The following is a 16,827-nucleotide window of genomic DNA, read 5'->3' on the forward strand; positions in this document are numbered from 1 at the left end:
GGTATCAAGTGACAGATCACCACAATCAAGAAACGGACACGCTTTTCTGAAATAGGATCAACTGCTAATTTAAAATCGCAGCGTATTTTGAACCGATTTGAATGGTATGTCAATAAGCTTGTCGTATTGAATTGCAGTGACCTTGTTAAAAAGTGCAAAAAATAACAAATACATTATGATGAGTCAGTTGATTTACGAGTGGCATATTAAGACACAACGCATTTATCTATACTGCAAACGCCCGACAAAAACATAGCCATGACCGCGAATGGTTTGTAAAAGATTGGCTTGTTTGTCATCAATCTTGGTACGTAGACGGCTGATAATAACATCAAGTGAGCGACTGTCAGATTGATCTGCCATGCCAAATTTATCGGCAATCTCATGTTTGGATATCACCTGCCCTGGGCGTGTTAGAAAGAGCTCAAGTAGACGCTGCTCGGTTTGTGTGAGATTAATTTTGTTACTTAGACTTGACAGTGTTTTATCATGTAAGTGATAGCTTAATGAATTAAAGATTATGGCTTTTGTTTGATTTGATGTATTGTTCATACTGAATTTAATCAGATTATTAACGCGCGCATATAGCTCATGAATATTAAATGGCTTTTCCATATAATCATTAGCCTCGGCTTCAAGACCGATAATACGATTAACCTCACCGGTATTGGCTGAAAGGATCAAAATAGGGATATCTGGTAATTCTTTGCGAATGCTTTTGCATAACTCAATCCCATAAATATCAGGTAAATTAAGGTCTAGTATAACTGCCGAGAAGCGCTCTTTTTGTAGCATCTCCAAAGCATCTTGCCCGCAACTAGCATGTGAGCTAAAGAGGAGTTTTTGCTCGAAAAAATGCGCTACTGCATCAGCGATCCCTTTGTCATCATCGATGATCAGTACTTTATTAATATTCATTTCTTTTTTTTGCCCCATTTATATCCATGGCTTGTTACCCAAGTTTAGCCACTTTTATTTGATTCGTGAAGCATGATTATATCGGTATTTTGACGAGAATAGTTAGCAATCAAAGCGCAGGCTATGTTAACGGCTGTTAACGAGCAAGGGGTTTAAAAGATGCGTTAACTGGGTATTATGTGCTCAAGCGTTTCGGGGAGTGCTTGATGCATAACAAATGATAGGTAAAGTGGTATGAGATTTTTCGCAAAACATATATTAAGCACGTTGTCATTAGTCATGGGTAGCATGGCCTATGCGGTGCCATTTAAAGATTGCAATGGTGGTGTGACAGTTAGTGGTATGTTTGATTATGTTTATAAGAATGAGAAAAATGAATTAGGGCTTGTAAAGCGTATTACGAATAGCTCATGTAAAACCAGTTATTATTTAATCAATCTAGAAAAGGTTAATCAACCGTTTGCTCAAGGTAATGATAAGGCAGACAAAAACAACATGCCAACTGAAGAAGAAATGACAATTAAAGATATGGCACTATCAGGGCTGTTGGTTTCACCACAAAAAATGATCTTAGGTCCGAAGCGTAAAGATGATGTTAATTTCATTATAAATAGAGAGATAAACAATGCAGATAAACTATCGTTCTATCGGCTAAAATTCACACCGGTTTTGCCGGAGAAGAAATATGGTTTTGACGTCGATGAAAAAGTTGCAGCAGAGGCAACCCTTAACTTAGGGGTCTCTACGGCAATTGTCGTTGAGCCAAAGAATCCTGATTACACCTATGATTTACAGGTGATTGAGGGTGAGAAAGTTACATTACAAAACCAAGGTAATGCGCTCATTATTTTGGATATTAGTGGAAAATGTAATTTTCGACCTGAAGCGCAAGATGCGGAAGATAATGCAGTTATACCGTGTGCTGTGGGCGGTAGTCAGGATATCAGAGTATATCCAAACCAGCTTAGAGACATCCGTCTCTTGGGTTATCAAGGGGAGGTTTTTCTTTTTATAAAAACAGGAAACTCATCCATAAAGAAAACATTTTATCTTTGATAACAGCGTTTAATCCAAACTAAATAAGGTCTAAATATGAAAAAATCAATTAAACTATCCTTGTATTCATCAATGATGGCAATCATTTTAACAGGACAGATAAATGCTGTTGAAAATCCAACTGCTAGTATAACAGCAACTGTTTCAGCATCTGTTCCAGTTACATTTACCTCAAATGTGGCTTTTGTTTTATATGATGGTTTAGGGAAAAATCCACAGGTAAATCCTACATCAATTACGTTGTCACTAGGTGCTAATGCAAGCGTCAATATATCTACAGATGCACAAGACGTCTTTAAAGGTGTTTGGACTGGTTTGAGCAAGCCTGTATCAGATACCGATTCTATGTCAATAGATTACTTTGATGTAGAGGCAGTAAGGTGGCTTGCTGTATATGAAGAGCAAAATACGAAAAGTATATCAGCACTAGATATAAATTTTTTTGGGGCAGATTCTAATAAAATGGAGGTTAATGGAAAAGATTTATATGCTACTGTGGTTTACCCGCTTGATGGTTCAGCTGTTAGCATTGAAGATAAATCGGCCGTCACCTTAGGTACAGATAATGTTACTGCTACAGCTATTAGTAAGGCAAAAGAATTGCTCGCCTGGAATCCAGCAACAGAATCTGATTTGTTGATGATTACTGATACCATAGCTAGTGATCAGGTGGCATATATTCCATTCGCATTTGTTGTGGGCAGTAAAGATATTCATTCAGTTATTGAGTATATAAATACTTTTGGGAGTGCAAATGCTTATAATTTTAATGGTATTAATGTACAAATAAAAGCAACCTTTTCTTAGATTGGATTAGAAGAGGTGGTATTTGTATAGTGTGATAATGTATAAATAAGTTAAGTTGCATTAGTAGGATCTCTCCTCTGGTAAGAGAGGTCATATCATTTAAGCTGTATGAGTGGGGGATACAGTTTAACTTATTGTTGATTCATGATAATCCATCTCGCTTAGCTGCCGGATAGTGAAAAATATTTTATGCGGTTTTTTCTTGGGTTTTTGAGCGGTATATATTCAGGGTGATAAATTATTTTTGGGTTGTTTGTTACTATTTTTTATTGCTGTCTATATGAGTGAGTGTAAATAAACGTGAATGATTCTCTGAAATTAAAAAGAAAGTTTATAACATGTGCTATTGGATTTAGCATATCATTGGCGGTTTATGCAAAGGGAAGCAATAAGGCTAATGCATCACTCATTGAGTTTGTTCCATCTGGGTTTGAGAGCATGCTCTATACTAGCGGATTGGTTGTCAATCTTATTTATCAAGGCGAAAGCATTGATGAATATACTATTCAATTTATCACTGCTGATAAATATACAGTAGATTTAGAAGGTTTGCTTAATCAATGGAAGGTAAAGCCCACGTTAAAAACTTATCTTATAACTAAGCTTGAGAAAGAGGGGCTCACACTTAATGAGGTCATCTTGCTTCCAGATGGCAGTAGTTGGTTAATTCGTTCGGTGCTAGATATTGAAGCATTAACTTTAACGATTGATATTAACCCAGATGCACTGATAAAAAGTCGAGTGAATGAGAGTACTTATTTTGATGATGGGTTTATAAAATCGAGTGTTAATAGGTTTTCATCGATTTTTAATTATAACCTTGATGTTGCACAGGACTTCTCATCCCACACCAATAATAACTCATCACTATATTTCGGCGTGGGCAATACAGTGAGTTTTGAGCAAACCAATATCACCAGTTCTTTTGGTTTCTCGTATGATGATGGCAATGGTTTTGATGCAATCTTGAATCAAATTCAAATAGCTCATGATCTTAAAAGTAATTCACTGTCACTTGGTTATGGTGGTGGATTATTAGGTGCGGGTGCCTTATCTGGGATAAACTTTGGCTACTCAGGCAGTGTGATTGCTGTCTCTTTATACTCTAATAGTCGATTATCAACCTCAAATGAAAGTGCCACACTGCATCCGATTACACTGTTCTTTCCAGCGCAATCTACGGTGCGTGTTTACAAAGATAATAAGCTCATTAGTGTGCAAAACTTTAATGCAGGGATGTATGACTTAAGTACACAAGATTTTCCTGTTGGTGTTTATAATGTGAAGATAGAGGTCTATCAAGGAAGTACGCATATTTCAACAGTAAATAAGCTCATTGAAAAACCATTCGTTATATCGGGACTAGATCCAGCACTAGGCTTTGCCTATGCGGTATGGGGAGGTGTTGCATCTTCGGCAACAGGAGGGGCATATTTTGACCGACCTTATTTGGGAGGGAGCATGAGTAAAGTGATCAATCGTTATATGCTTTCAAATATAGCAACCTATCAAGCAGGTAGTTTGACAGTGCTTGAACTAAATAACCAGTTTAAACTCCCTTGGTCACTCGTTGGTAATTTAAGTTTGGGTGTTGATAATAGCTTAGGCTATGGTTTGCAGGCTAGTTTAAATACATCTTTCATCAATGGTTCTAATATTGGTATTTCATATAGTCAATATCAAAGTGAACTACAAGAGTCTCCTTTTGCCGTAGGCTACGAATCGGGTTCTATCGGTATCTCAGCGAATGTGGCGTTTGGACGTTTTGGTGATCTTTCAGGCTCAATCAATTATGATTTCATGAGTGATGTTTTCTATTATACGATGGGTTATAATTTGTCATTATTTAATCGATATGGTTTAAATATCAGTGGCTATGTCAATCTGGATTGGCAAAATACTCAACATTTTGGAAGTATGGTCATCGATGAATTCAATTACTCATTTGGTCTAAATTTATCATATACAATAGATCAAGTCGGTATCATTGGACTTGGTTCTCAATATACGCCTAAAAGCGAAACGTTTGCCAGTAATATTAACTACACACACAACGATACAAATAATGAGTTTATCTTTGATTCAATAAATATCGGCTATATGGAAAGCCCTGATTTAGGAATGATAAATTTAGGTGCAAACTTTAGTACTCAAATTATCTCAGGAAGCATTAATGCAACAGCGAGTGATCATTTAGAGGGTGCTGGTCAAAGTTTATCCGCTACTTTAAATGGTAGTATGGTATATGCACAAAATGCTGGTGTGGCGTTGAGTGAGTCGGCAGGCGAGGCTGGGCTTTTGTTTTATTTAGATAGTCCCGAAGAGGTTAATATGCGACTGATGGTGAATGATACAACGTATAATGTATCCTCTGGTGCGAACTTTATTCCACTTGCGCCATATCAAAGCTACGAAACCTATGTATTGCAAGCTACGATAAATGGTTCAAACTATGACTGGGATAATGCTAAAGAATCATTTGCACTTTATCCTGGGAATATCTATTCAGTGGTTAAAAAGATTCGTCGTGTCACGCAGGTTAGTGGGCAGTTAATCAGAAATCATCAGCCATATGCTTTTGGAAAGTTACAAAGCGATGACAGATTAAAGACATACAGTGATGAGAATGGCTATTTTTTACTAAGTATAGATAAAGAAAATCCAGTATTAAACATATCTGGAGATGGCTTTAGTTGTGAAGTCTCCATTAAAGATAAGCTCAATGGTGATGCTATTGTTAATGGTCAGTGGATTGGAGAAGTAGGATGTTAAATAAAGAAGAGCATGTGAACTATATTTATTTTATGATTGTTTTTATCTTTTTGGTGTTTAACATTGAAAAGAGCTATTTGGCTGTGCGAGTTGTTACACCAGAGATTGTTGATATGCAGCATCCTGCCACTATTTATTTTTCTGAATCAATGGATGAAATTGTCAATGTCTCAGGTCAAAGTCTGAGTATGCTAAGCAAAAGTGAGCAAGCATTAACAGAAAATGGTCGTTATGTCGTGTGGAAAAAGGAATACGTTAGTGCTTATCCACTATTAAAGTCAGTACCAGATTTTTTTGGCAAAGATGAGATAAGGCAAGCACTAAAAACCAAAGCATTACAGAAAGTAAAATTAAACGCGCGTTTTGGGTATGGTGCCCAGATTAAAGATCTGGATATTTTATTATTGGGTTATATTATGGAATTTTCCAGTACAGATCATTCATCGATTATGGTGGATATTGAAGAGCGCAGCTGTGTGCTATGGAAGCAGAGTCAGCAAGGAAAAATACAAATTGCATTTAAAGCAGGGTGCGCATCTGAAAGTGCGATGATACGTGGTGATAAAGGCTGGAAAAAAGCATTAAAAGGAATCTATTTTGGTATTAACACTGAGGGGGTAAAGCAGCTAAAGGGTGGGCAATGGCGCTTAGTCAGCGCAACTGTATCACCAAGGATATCATTGGCAGTAAAAAATATTATAAGTAAACATAACAAGGAACTAAGCGCTAAGTTAGCAGATGATAAGAGTATGCAATTTAGTTTTCACTTTCCACCGAATAGTTTAACGCTTAATATTCCATATTTTGCTACTTTGCAAACATTATCAGGTGAAAGTAAACCACAGATAGAGTTAACCAATTCGCTAAATAATGAGGGAGACTATACAGCGAGCTTATCTGGGAATCGGTTGTTACATTTTAAAACCAACCAATCAATTATCGGTGTCAATATCTTGGTTGAGTGTGATATAGAAATACAAGATGATGAAGCGTTGTTGTGTGGCTTATACAATAAAGAAAAAGATACTTATAATAAACTACTTCTGGAAGTGAATGAGTGTGACTCTTTAGGTGTTTGTGTTGATAATCAAGGTCAATGGCTATCCCCGCACAAAACGGTACGATTAAATCATCTTGATGCATCTTTTTTTGAGCTAAATATGTTGGCACCAGGATTAGCTAAAAATGTCTCAGGAGACTATATAAGCACAGTCACGATCATGGCAAAGGCAGAGTTTTAATTTCAATAGACTTTAATATGTAATAATAAAGAAATAAGTTGGGCTATATGGTTGTAGAATAGCGTCACAAGTGACAACAGCATGTGGCTGCTAACAGGATTTAAGCGCGTCACTAGTGTAGCGTCCCCAACTAGTGATGACTGTGGCGCTCTATTTCTCACCTCTCCCCTTGTGGGAGAGGTCGTGCAGCATAAGCTGCGCGGGTGAGGGGGTTACTATCATATGTAAATAACCATTAACACACACAGGGTTTTAAAGTGAGCAATTTTGGGTATTATTTGCTCTGCAAACAATCCAAATCAAACCGGAATTTTGGTGTTGCAACTTTCAATGATTCAATTAACAGAAGCTAAAAATGAGGTAAATAATGAATAAGATAAAGAAGTTGACTGCATTTATGTGTGTCACGTTAGGGATCTCAGGGGGGGTGCCATCATCTGCTGCTACGAAATGGGATACGATTAAAGAAGGGCAGACAAGTCATGTTAATGCTGAGCTCAATGCACTCTATGTAACAACGCCAACAGGTATTTCTATCTCGCAAGACAAAGGGGTAAGTTGGTCTGACAAAACATTCTTTGATATATCAAGTAGTGTTACCAAGATAAATCATATAGCAAGTTATCAGCAGAATATTTATGTGGCAACGAATGCGGGATTATTTGTATCAAGTAATTTGGGAGATAGTTGGAAGATGTTTTCTCAACTTGGAAATGAGGGCATTTCACGCATACATGTTACTTCAGCCATTGATTTTTATGTTGTGACAAGCTCTGGTGTAGCTAAATTGTCTAATGATGCTGGGCAAAGCTGGAAAGTGGTAGGGTCACGTCAAGGATTAAAGGATACAGGTATTATTGAGTACTATCCTGATAAGGTAAATGGTCTGGAGTTTGCCTCCTCTGAAATAACTGGGAATGTATGGGCTTGCAATGAGGGACTGAACTGTAGAAAAATGCTTAAGCAGCCAAATTCTTTAATCAACAGTTTTAGTGCAGATACGAGTGTCATATATGGGGCAAGCACTAGTGGGCTTTACGTATTTGAATATCGCAAGTTAGAAGCAGATGAAAAAGATGATATTAAGTGGGTGCTAAAGGATACTAGCAATAACTTACCAAGCAATAATATTACTAGTGTATTTGCTAGTAATGGTCAGGTTATCGTGGCAACGGATGCAGGTGTTGCATTATCGAATAATCTAGGAAATAATTGGAAATATCACAATGCTGATAATGGTCTGGCAAGTTCTAAGGTTAACGATATCTCAATACTGTCAGATGTCGCATATGCAGCGACAGAAGGTGGTCTATCTATATCTAGTGAGGCAACAGATCGATTTGTGCAGTACAAAGATACAGATTGCTTGCTCGATACCCAAACTGGCTTGATCTGGCATAAAAATGGTTCTTTATATGCAGGAAACTGGGTAGAGGCAATGAATAAGTTTCCATATGATGCAAGCTCTAGTGAGAATGTCTGTGGGCTAACTGGATGGCGGTTACCTGCAAAAGCTGCTTTAAGCCAGTTAATTTTGGGATGGGTCGATGATGGTTACAAATATCCAAATACCTATCTGGAGTCCCAAGGTTTTACTGATTTAGCTGAGCATTATTGGAGCGCTACTGAGAGCCTAGGAAATGCTAATAATGCTGAAGTTTTAAGTCTGATGACAGGTGATTGGCGTTCGTATGCTAAGCTCACGCCTTATGCTTACTTGCCGATAAACGATAGCAATGTACCGGTGAGTGCTCGCCCAATCGTAGAGATAGGTTCTACTGTATTAGAAATTGAAGAAGGTACAAGTCAGAAAATTGTGGGCTCTAAAATCACGGCAGCCGAGGATAAAACAGTTGAGTCAATCTTGTGGACTGGCGTAGGTAGTGAGTATCTGGATAGTGTAGATAGTATTGAACCAACCATTACAGCACCTGTATATAGCGTTGCTGGTGATAATGAATATGGACTTGTACTGATTGCAACTGATAACCATGGGATAACCGGTAAAGATACAGCAGGCTATAAGGTGACTCCAAATAATGATTTGTTAGCGATCAATGTTGATAATGGTGGGGAGTTAATTGAAGGTGAAGTTGCTGCTTTAAAAGCAACAGCAAATGGAGGCGATGAGCCATATAAGTATTCATGGTCAAGTAGTGATGGAATTGCAATAGCACACCCTGATGATAGTCAAGGTGAGGCTAGCTTCATAGCACCTGATTATAAAGAAGGTCAGAGTAATGAATATACATTTACTGCAATGGTTACTGATGCAGCACAAAGGAGGCAAACAACGACAACCACTTATACAGTTGCTCAAAAAAGTGTAGAAGACTTGCAAGTATCTGCCGGTATCGGTGGGGAAGTCATAGAGGATAAGAAAGTCGATCTTTCGGTAACTGTGAACAATGGCCAAGCACCATATACTTATAAGTGGACAAATGACCAAGGTATAAAGATTAGTAATGCTGATCAGGCGCAAGCTAGCTTTACAGCACCTGAGTATCAAGAAACTAACAATACCTATGAATTTAGAGTACTGGTAACTGATGATTTAGGTAATACAGGTACTGCAAGTGTAAGCTATGAAGTTCAAATAGATAACTCTAAGTTATTCGTTACTGGAGGTACTAAAGAAGGTATTTTACAAGAAGGTGAGCAATCTAAAATGGTTGTCACTGTATCTGGAGGAGCCAGTCCATATACCTATTCTTGGTCAGGAGCTCCTGGCATTGAGGTTAATACTCTGGATCAATCGCGTGCAACCTTTACAGCGCCTGACTACATCAATGGCAATAATGAATATGTTATTGTTGCAAAAGTTGAAGATGCAATTGGTAGAGTAAATCAGGTTGAATATAATTATACTGTTACCGCAGATCCTATGCTTGTACCGATAGCTAATGCAGGGTCAGATCAAATAGTCACTGAAAGTGATGTAAGCACTGTAACTGGAAAAGGCGAGAGTAAAGGTAATAGAACGATTGTTGGTTATGAATGGACAGGTTCTGGTGCCCAACACTTAGATAATAAAACAAGTCAAACGCCTCGTTTCACAGCACCGGCTTACAGTGGTGCAAATGATGTTTATGAGCTTAACTTAGTGGTTATAGATAGTTCGGGTATTAGCAGTGCTTCTTCAGTGGCGACATATACTGTATCACCAGATGAAGCATTAACACCTGTGGCAAATGCTGGTTCAAATGGACGCGTAATTGAAGGGCAATCTACTCAGTTAAATGGGCAGGGAGAAGCCAAAGGGCAGCGAGTCATTAGTAGCTATCAATGGAGTGGTAATGGTGCGCAGTATTTAAATGATAAAAATATTGCAACACCGCAGTTTACTGCGCCAGCCTTTGACATTAGTAAGAGTAATACTTATGACTTGACACTACATGTTACGGATAATGTCGGCATGGTAAGTCAAGGCTCAGCAATACAGTATTCAGTTGATGTTGATATTAGTATTGTACCAATAGTAAATGCAGGGAGTAATCAAGAAGTTGAGGAAAAGAACAGTGTAGTAGTCAATGCAAGTGCTCAAGCTCTTGGAGGACGAACTATTAAGAGTTATCACTGGAGTGGTAGTGGTGCTGCTTATTTAAATAACAAGAATATATTAAAACCAACATTTACAGCGCCTTCATATGCAGGAGTTTCTAGCTCATATGATTTGATTTTAACTGTTACTGATAGTGCAGGAATTGCTTCTGTTTCACAGCCAGTAAACTACATAATTATTGAGAAAGCACCAAGATTTGAAAAAGTACAATCGCAGACGGGATGTTATAAAGATAGACAAACAGGTTATATATGGACAGATAGATCAGTATTTCCAGTTGTTCCTGGGAAAAGTTTTAGAGGAGCTTTTACCTACAATGAAGCTGTAGACTATCTAAATAATAATTCTATTTGTGGTATGAAAGGATGGGAAATGCCAACGAAAAATGATGTCCGTGAGTTGACTAGAGGCTGGAACTCTTCTCAAGCCTGTGATAATAGTAAGGGCTGTTCAGACTCATTAAAATATCTGGCGTTTGAAGGGTTAAACGTATACTACACATTCTCTACGATTACTGATATGAGACCGCCACTTGTATTCACACAAGAAAGAACTTCTAGTAATGATCGTTCAATTGTAATTAGTTTGTATGATACGAATTATGCTCCTTCTTATGCTGACACACTTCCAACAAATCTTTTTCCAGTTTTAAAATCTACAGGTAATTAAGATAATTTTTAAGTTTGGGTCTTTGCTATTGAGATCCTTGCTCTTTATATAGTTTAAACTATCGAGAATATGTCAATAATTTATCATGTGCTTGATAGCTTAGTCGTTTCAAGTGACTTTTATAACTACATCTGTCACCTACCGCACCCTTATGCAGGAGCATACCAAGTGGCTTTGCCGAAACTAAATAGAGCAATAATTTGTGAGTGCTCCTCTTGATGGTGAAAATTGAACAAAAAACAGCAAGTTATTCAGGGAGATGATAGAAAGAGGAGTAAGGGATAAAATATTTTAGACTAGAAACTATATGTCCATCATAGACCTCTTTATGATGGACATTGCTTTTAAAAGGTTTCCAATATGCAATATATTCAAATTGTTTTTGTATTTCTAATAACTTTTTTTTCAACGCATTTATATGCTAATAATTTAAATAAGTTGCCAAGTGATTTAAATATTGCCACGTCAGTTTTTGCTCCAAACGTAGTAGCTGTGGCCGCACCTCCAACAGATCATAAATATATGACTGAGAATGATATCCCAGACTGGGGCGGTCTGATGGATAGAAGTTTGTCTTTATTAGGGTTATCAGTCGTTGCAGTTGGTGCAATAGCATTAATGCCACAGTCTATATCAAACTGGGAGATTGATGATAATGCAATATCAAATTTACCCAAAAAGTGGTGGGATAATGTATCAAGCGGTCCAGTTTGGGATAATGATAAATGGTATATTAACTATATTGGTCACCCGTATGCAGGAGCGATTTACTATATGGCTGCACGTGACTCTGGCTTTGGTGAGTTTGAGTCATTTTTATATTCAGCCTTTATTTCAACATTTTTTTGGGAGTATGGCGTAGAGGCATTTGCGGAAGTGCCTTCTATTCAAGATTTGATTGTGACACCTGTTGGCGGTTGGCTATTGGGCGAGTATGCTTTTATTCCTTTGTATCGTTATATTGAGCAGAATAATGGTGAACTCATAGGGTCGCAAACGTTGGGTAGTATTGTCAAGTTCGTCATAAATCCAATGTTTGATCTGTCACATCTTTTTGGATTTGATACCAAAAGCTATTTGAAGCTTGAAACAGCACGGTTTAATAAATCAAACAATACTATTTCTTCTTTGGATAAAACTCACGATGATCGTTATATCAAAGCAACTTTTTCGTTGAGTTTTTAACGATACAATCGTTTGGTAAACCGTAGTTAACCTAGACAGGCTTCATATTATAAATTTAATTGGTATGCTTAAATTATGACTTGAGTATATCAGTGAAATTTACAGTACAATTTTTTTGGGGGTACAATAATATGTTTAAAATAAAAAGCATAATGCTTTACCTTGGCATCTTGAGTGCGGGTTATGTTGAAGTTGTAAATGCAACTAATCAGGAGATGACTGGAGAGACATTTAATTCATTAGGGTTTTATGATGCTTGCAATCCAACTCAACTTGATTATGAAAATGCAAAGAAATGTATTTGGTTTGATGAAGTCTTAGACTCAAGAACATTAATAACTGCCCCTGCTCCAATCAGTATAATGGATCAATTAGGAATTAAGTATGACCGTTCTGATCTGGGGAGTTTTGAATATAATGGCGCGGAACACACGTTTTTGTATCCAACTTATGAGTATAAATCGCCTAAATTTGAGAGTGGCATGGCATACTGTCAAGCGTTATCGGATTTAAGGTTTGCTGGTAGAAGTGATTGGAGACTGTCTACTATGGCGCACCTAAGAGCACTTCATTTAAGCTATAAAGACGTTACCAAAAAAGTTTCAGCTCCTTATTTATTGGAAAATTTATATTATATAATGGGTACTGTTAGTAACAATGCTGAAAACATTAAATATAAAACTAAAGGATTAATAACTGACTTTGATTTTGAATATGATCATGCGAGAGTTAAAGATAAAGATCATGGTGTAGTTTCCTGCTATTCAAATGATAAATATTCAACCTCTCATACCCCAACAATGACTATGGTTAGTGCTAAAAGAAGTCAGTTAACATCAGAAGCATATGAAAGTTGTTTTAATAGTGAATATCCCAAGCATTTTCATATTTTTTCAGATAATGAAGGACATATTCCATGCTTCCGAAAGGGGGAAATTTTAATGCCTGGGATATTGTGGTTTGATTTTAATGAAAACTTTGAGTATGCCTTACAAGGAGCTAGCCTAACCATCATGCCAAATTATTTAGATTCTGCAGTAACTTGGTATAGGATATCGCCAGAGGGGAGGCAGACTATTATTTCTAGAAACTACTCTTATACATTGGATGACAGTGATATAGGGAATACAATTGCTGTTTGTTCTGATATGCATTATGACTCAGGAAAATATAACAAATGTGCCTTTATTGGTGCAGGGAGCAAATATTTCCCATATGGGTATTGGGATTCTGAAAAGTCGAGCTCAGCAGTCATAGAAGACTCAAATATAGATGAGATATTTAAATATGAACTAGGAACTCTTGTGGCTAATGATTATTACAATGGTAGATTGCCGTTGGGTGCTGCATTTCGAGTTAGAATAGCTTCAGAAGGGTATGATATTGAAGTAATTGATATTAATGAAAAACAATTAACAGAATACTGGAGAGAGGAATGGCGCTATCCTATGTTAATTGCCTCAACGGTTAATGATAGTAGCACATTTATAAAAATTGGTCAGTTACACAAAGATTTGAACAGTATTTTGCCAATAGCTAGTTCATATCAAAATGTTATATACTCACGCCTACCAAATGTTTCGGTGTTTATAGAGCTTATTATTGAAGATCAATCATCTGAGGTTGAGTATGTTAATCACATGCATCAAAAACGCTTTAATGATTTGTCAACGTATAGATTTAATATAATGAATTTATCGTCTTCTAATAATAGCTTATCTTTGCCAAATAACCTTCCTGCAACGACTACTTTAATCGCTAAAATTAACTGCGACAAAGATTTATCTGAGTTAATAAGTGTTTATTTTCCAACAGTTGAATCTGGTATATCATATCGTTGGCCAGCTACTCTTGCAAAAACATTGAACTCTCGTAGTAAATGTGTAATTGCAGGTGAGAAAAAAGATAATGGTTCAGGTGAAGTTGAGGTAATTCAAAGCGAATATCGCAATAATGTTTACTCAAGAGATGAAACAACTTTAATTACTATCGAGCTTATGTAATTTTCTTAAGCAGTTTAGATGTTTAGTATGGGGTGAGTTTAATAAATGGTATCTTAAATCAGAAAAGATTAATGATTAAATAGGATGGCATTAAAAAAGGATAAGAGGGATTTTATGAAAATATTGTCTATATGTGTATATATGTTTGGCTTTTGGTTCTCACTACAAGCTTATGGCGCCTTTCATAAGGAAGCGCAAAGTTCGAAGAGCGTCAATACTATTAATGATCTAATTCAATCTGGTAGCTATGGTCATTCTGTGATTTTGCGAGGAAATATCACTAGTCAAATTTCAAGCGGTAAGTATCAATTCCAAGATGATCAAGGAGATGTTATTACGGTTGAGATTAGCGAGTATGTAATTGGGAAAATGGATATCACCCCATTGGATAAGGTTAAGATATATGGCACGTTGGACAAAAATGTTTTTGGACGTGAGATTATTAATAACGTATATCGACTGATCATAGATCAATAATATATACTACGTGCGGTCACAATTTGCGGTTTTTGTTTTTGTCTTTTGAGCATCTTTGACGTATTTATGTTTGAGAATAGAGCGGGTTATTGTTTGCAAATCAATACGCCAAATCTACAACAAAATGCTTCAACATATTCTATTGAGGGGTTAATACCAAAGATTTAAAACAGCCAATATGCCTCTTGTAAATCAGAGTTAACTTGGATGCCCTTTATGTTATAAGTTTATCTGATATGCTTAAGTTATATCAGATAAGTCGCAATATGAATAGTTGTGATGGTATGTGACATTATGGGGTTTTTTACAGCGTGATTACAATTACCAAGTATTTGAGATCAATTGATTACAAATAGTTTCATCATTATTTTATTACAGCAGCCTAAATACCAACAAAAAAGGGGTAAATATGAAGAGGATAAAGAAGTTAGTTACAGCAATAGCAGTTATGGGATTTGTAAATTGCTATGGCTATGCGGCAGATTTAAATAGTCAGTCAATGAATGCGCGGCAAACAGTATCAACTGCCGTTGCTCAGTTAGGTAAAGGAGTGCCAGTTATGGCTTCTACATATTCGAAGGGATATGATGTGTGGTATGGATCCATGTTCATCATGTCTGATGGATTTATGTATATTGTTGATGACAACTGGAATATTTTGTATGTCCAAAATGTTAAAGATTACTCAGGCTATCCTCAGGAGAAAGGAGTGCCTGTGGCAGGCTTTATACAACCTGGTTATAGTGAAAATGATATATATCAATATCATATATTTTATGATGGTTCAATGTATAAGTCATCGCCGTTTTATGATATGGATTGGGCTGATACTCAAAAAAATATCTATGATATGGAAGGTTATCCAATTGCAAAGGGTATTCCTGTAGCCGCATTTGAGTGGACTAAAGCAAGTAATTCTTTCCGCATGATTATTTTAGCAGACGGTAGTGTTTATCGGTTTATGGAGGATTGGGTATTTGAACCAGATCCTGATCTTCCTGGTGCCAATATTAAGAATGCCCCAGACTACCCAAAAGATAAGGGCGTTCCTATAGCTGCATACCAGTCTCCGAATAAGCAATCTGATGAAATTTATTTTATTTTTGCAGATGGTTCACATTATCGTATTGGTGTTGATTCTACTGAATGGAAGTTTGAAGCAACTGTTCCTGCTAGTATATATGAAGAAAAAGGCTACCCTAAGCTTGATGTCGGCTTACAGGTAGAGCTGTCGTTAGAACATGATCTAAGCTTATTAGGCGGGACATATAAGATTTATAATAATAGTAAAAACCAAGCTAGATTAAAAGTTAAGGCAAGTGTCTATAGCGAAAATGAATATTATGAGCGGACTTACTATGATTTTGATATCAATGAGTTAATGGGTGCGTTAACGCTATATGATCAACAAGATATCATGAAGCCACAGCTTTTTTCATTGCAGCGCAATGAGTATATTTTAGGAAGTTTTAATGAAACGCGATTAATATCTTCGACCGTTGAATTAGGTGAGTTAGTTAACTATGAATTAAAGGCGGCAGATAAGATTGAGAAGTCTGGTTATATTTATTTTACTTCTGCAGCGGAGCAATATCAGTTATATAATCTTTGTGTTAAATATATGGAAGATCAAGATCGATCAAATGGTGGGACTTGTAATAAGCAGACTGTTCTGGTGGAAGGAAAAGTACCGTTGGAGTTTTCACGCTCAAGCTTTGAGTGGCAGTTGAATTGGCGATGGAATGATACTGTAACTTACACAGAGAATATCTATAGATTGATAGGTAATTCTGTGAAAATTAGATCAATTTATAACGCAAATGCATCTGATAATGGAGAGAAAGCTTATGCTCCGAAACAAAAGTTTCAGTATGGAACGACAGGATTTAAATTATTGGGGGGATCAAAAAATCCAGGCAAAATTATCCTAGAAAAAAATGAGGTTAGTATTTACAACTATATGTTAAGCGATAAAAAAGGATGTTATGACCAACATTCACCTCTAATTATTGAGGATGAATACGGTAATACATCAAAGGTTGATATTGATTTTGGCTATGGAGATCTTTACACGTGGGTAATGGAGCAAGGTAAGCCATTAAGTGAGTATCGTTGTTTAAATATATGGAGTTAATTG

At 36.6% G+C, this 16,827-nt stretch carries 10 protein-coding genes; 9 read left to right on the forward strand and 1 reads right to left on the reverse strand.

Annotated features, from left to right (window positions below):
* Positions 1–222: 222 nt before the first annotated feature.
* Positions 223–936, reverse strand: a complete 714-nt coding sequence (locus DNJ75_RS06450) for a response regulator transcription factor (protein WP_117002420.1) — start codon at positions 934–936, stop codon at positions 223–225.
* Between the two features lie 216 nt (positions 937–1,152).
* Here DNJ75_RS06450 and DNJ75_RS06455 point away from each other — a divergent pair, with 216 nt between their 5' ends.
* The 9 genes from DNJ75_RS06455 (at position 1,153) to DNJ75_RS06495 (ending at position 16,824) form a co-directional block, all read left to right on the forward strand.
* On the forward strand, positions 1,153–1,974 hold the full coding sequence (locus DNJ75_RS06455; protein ID WP_117002422.1) for a fimbrial biogenesis chaperone: 822 nt from the start codon (positions 1,153–1,155) through the stop codon (positions 1,972–1,974).
* A 36-nt stretch (positions 1,975–2,010) separates the two neighbouring features.
* Positions 2,011–2,781 carry a hypothetical protein gene (locus DNJ75_RS06460; protein WP_117002424.1) on the forward strand — a complete coding sequence of 257 codons (771 nt, stop codon included), beginning with the start codon at positions 2,011–2,013 and terminating at the stop codon, positions 2,779–2,781.
* Between the two features lie 363 nt (positions 2,782–3,144).
* On the forward strand, positions 3,145–5,553 hold the full coding sequence (locus DNJ75_RS06465; RefSeq protein ID WP_117002427.1) for a TcfC E-set like domain-containing protein: 2,409 nt from the start codon (positions 3,145–3,147) through the stop codon (positions 5,551–5,553).
* Positions 5,547–6,794, forward strand: coding sequence for a hypothetical protein (locus tag DNJ75_RS06470; protein WP_117002429.1), 1,248 nt, complete (start codon positions 5,547–5,549; stop codon positions 6,792–6,794). Before DNJ75_RS06465 ends, DNJ75_RS06470 begins: the two co-directional genes overlap by 7 nt.
* A 367-nt stretch (positions 6,795–7,161) precedes the next feature.
* A complete protein-coding gene (locus DNJ75_RS06475) occupies positions 7,162–11,025 on the forward strand; it encodes a PKD domain-containing protein (protein WP_117002431.1) in 3,864 nt (1,287 codons plus the stop codon).
* A 360-nt stretch (positions 11,026–11,385) separates the two neighbouring features.
* The gene (locus DNJ75_RS06480; protein ID WP_117002433.1) at positions 11,386–12,210 is read left to right on the forward strand and encodes a DUF3943 domain-containing protein; all 825 of its coding nucleotides are present in this window, start codon (positions 11,386–11,388) and stop codon (positions 12,208–12,210) included.
* Positions 12,211–12,341: 131 nt separating this feature from the next.
* On the forward strand, positions 12,342–14,213 hold the full coding sequence (locus DNJ75_RS06485; protein ID WP_117002436.1) for a hypothetical protein: 1,872 nt from the start codon (positions 12,342–12,344) through the stop codon (positions 14,211–14,213).
* 84 nt (positions 14,214–14,297) lie between these two features.
* The gene (locus DNJ75_RS06490; protein WP_117002438.1) at positions 14,298–14,690 is read left to right on the forward strand and encodes a YgiW/YdeI family stress tolerance OB fold protein; all 393 of its coding nucleotides are present in this window, start codon (positions 14,298–14,300) and stop codon (positions 14,688–14,690) included.
* A 409-nt stretch (positions 14,691–15,099) separates the two neighbouring features.
* Positions 15,100–16,824 carry a hypothetical protein gene (locus DNJ75_RS06495; protein WP_117002441.1) on the forward strand — a complete coding sequence of 575 codons (1,725 nt, stop codon included), beginning with the start codon at positions 15,100–15,102 and terminating at the stop codon, positions 16,822–16,824.
* The last annotated feature ends 3 nt before the right edge of the window (positions 16,825–16,827 follow it).

It is taken from the genome of Cysteiniphilum litorale, assembly GCF_003428165.1.
Classification (GTDB): domain Bacteria; phylum Pseudomonadota; class Gammaproteobacteria; order Francisellales; family Francisellaceae; genus Caedibacter; species Caedibacter litoralis.

What these genes read in the sequence shown, in the direction of transcription:
- DNJ75_RS06450 (WP_117002420.1), bottom strand. Translation starts at nt 936, where the DNA reads ATGGGGCAAAAAAAAGAAATGAATATTAATAAAGTACTGATCATCGAT.
- DNJ75_RS06455 (WP_117002422.1), top strand. Translation starts at nt 1,153, where the DNA reads ATGAGATTTTTCGCAAAACATATATTAAGCACGTTGTCATTAGTCATG.
- DNJ75_RS06460 (WP_117002424.1), top strand. Translation starts at nt 2,011, where the DNA reads ATGAAAAAATCAATTAAACTATCCTTGTATTCATCAATGATGGCAATC.
- DNJ75_RS06470 (WP_117002429.1), top strand. Translation starts at nt 5,547, where the DNA reads ATGTTAAATAAAGAAGAGCATGTGAACTATATTTATTTTATGATTGTT.
- DNJ75_RS06475 (WP_117002431.1), top strand. Translation starts at nt 7,162, where the DNA reads ATGAATAAGATAAAGAAGTTGACTGCATTTATGTGTGTCACGTTAGGG.
- DNJ75_RS06480 (WP_117002433.1), top strand. Translation starts at nt 11,386, where the DNA reads ATGCAATATATTCAAATTGTTTTTGTATTTCTAATAACTTTTTTTTCA.
- DNJ75_RS06485 (WP_117002436.1), top strand. Translation starts at nt 12,342, where the DNA reads ATGTTTAAAATAAAAAGCATAATGCTTTACCTTGGCATCTTGAGTGCG.
- DNJ75_RS06490 (WP_117002438.1), top strand. Translation starts at nt 14,298, where the DNA reads ATGGCATTAAAAAAGGATAAGAGGGATTTTATGAAAATATTGTCTATA.
- DNJ75_RS06495 (WP_117002441.1), top strand. Translation starts at nt 15,100, where the DNA reads ATGAAGAGGATAAAGAAGTTAGTTACAGCAATAGCAGTTATGGGATTT.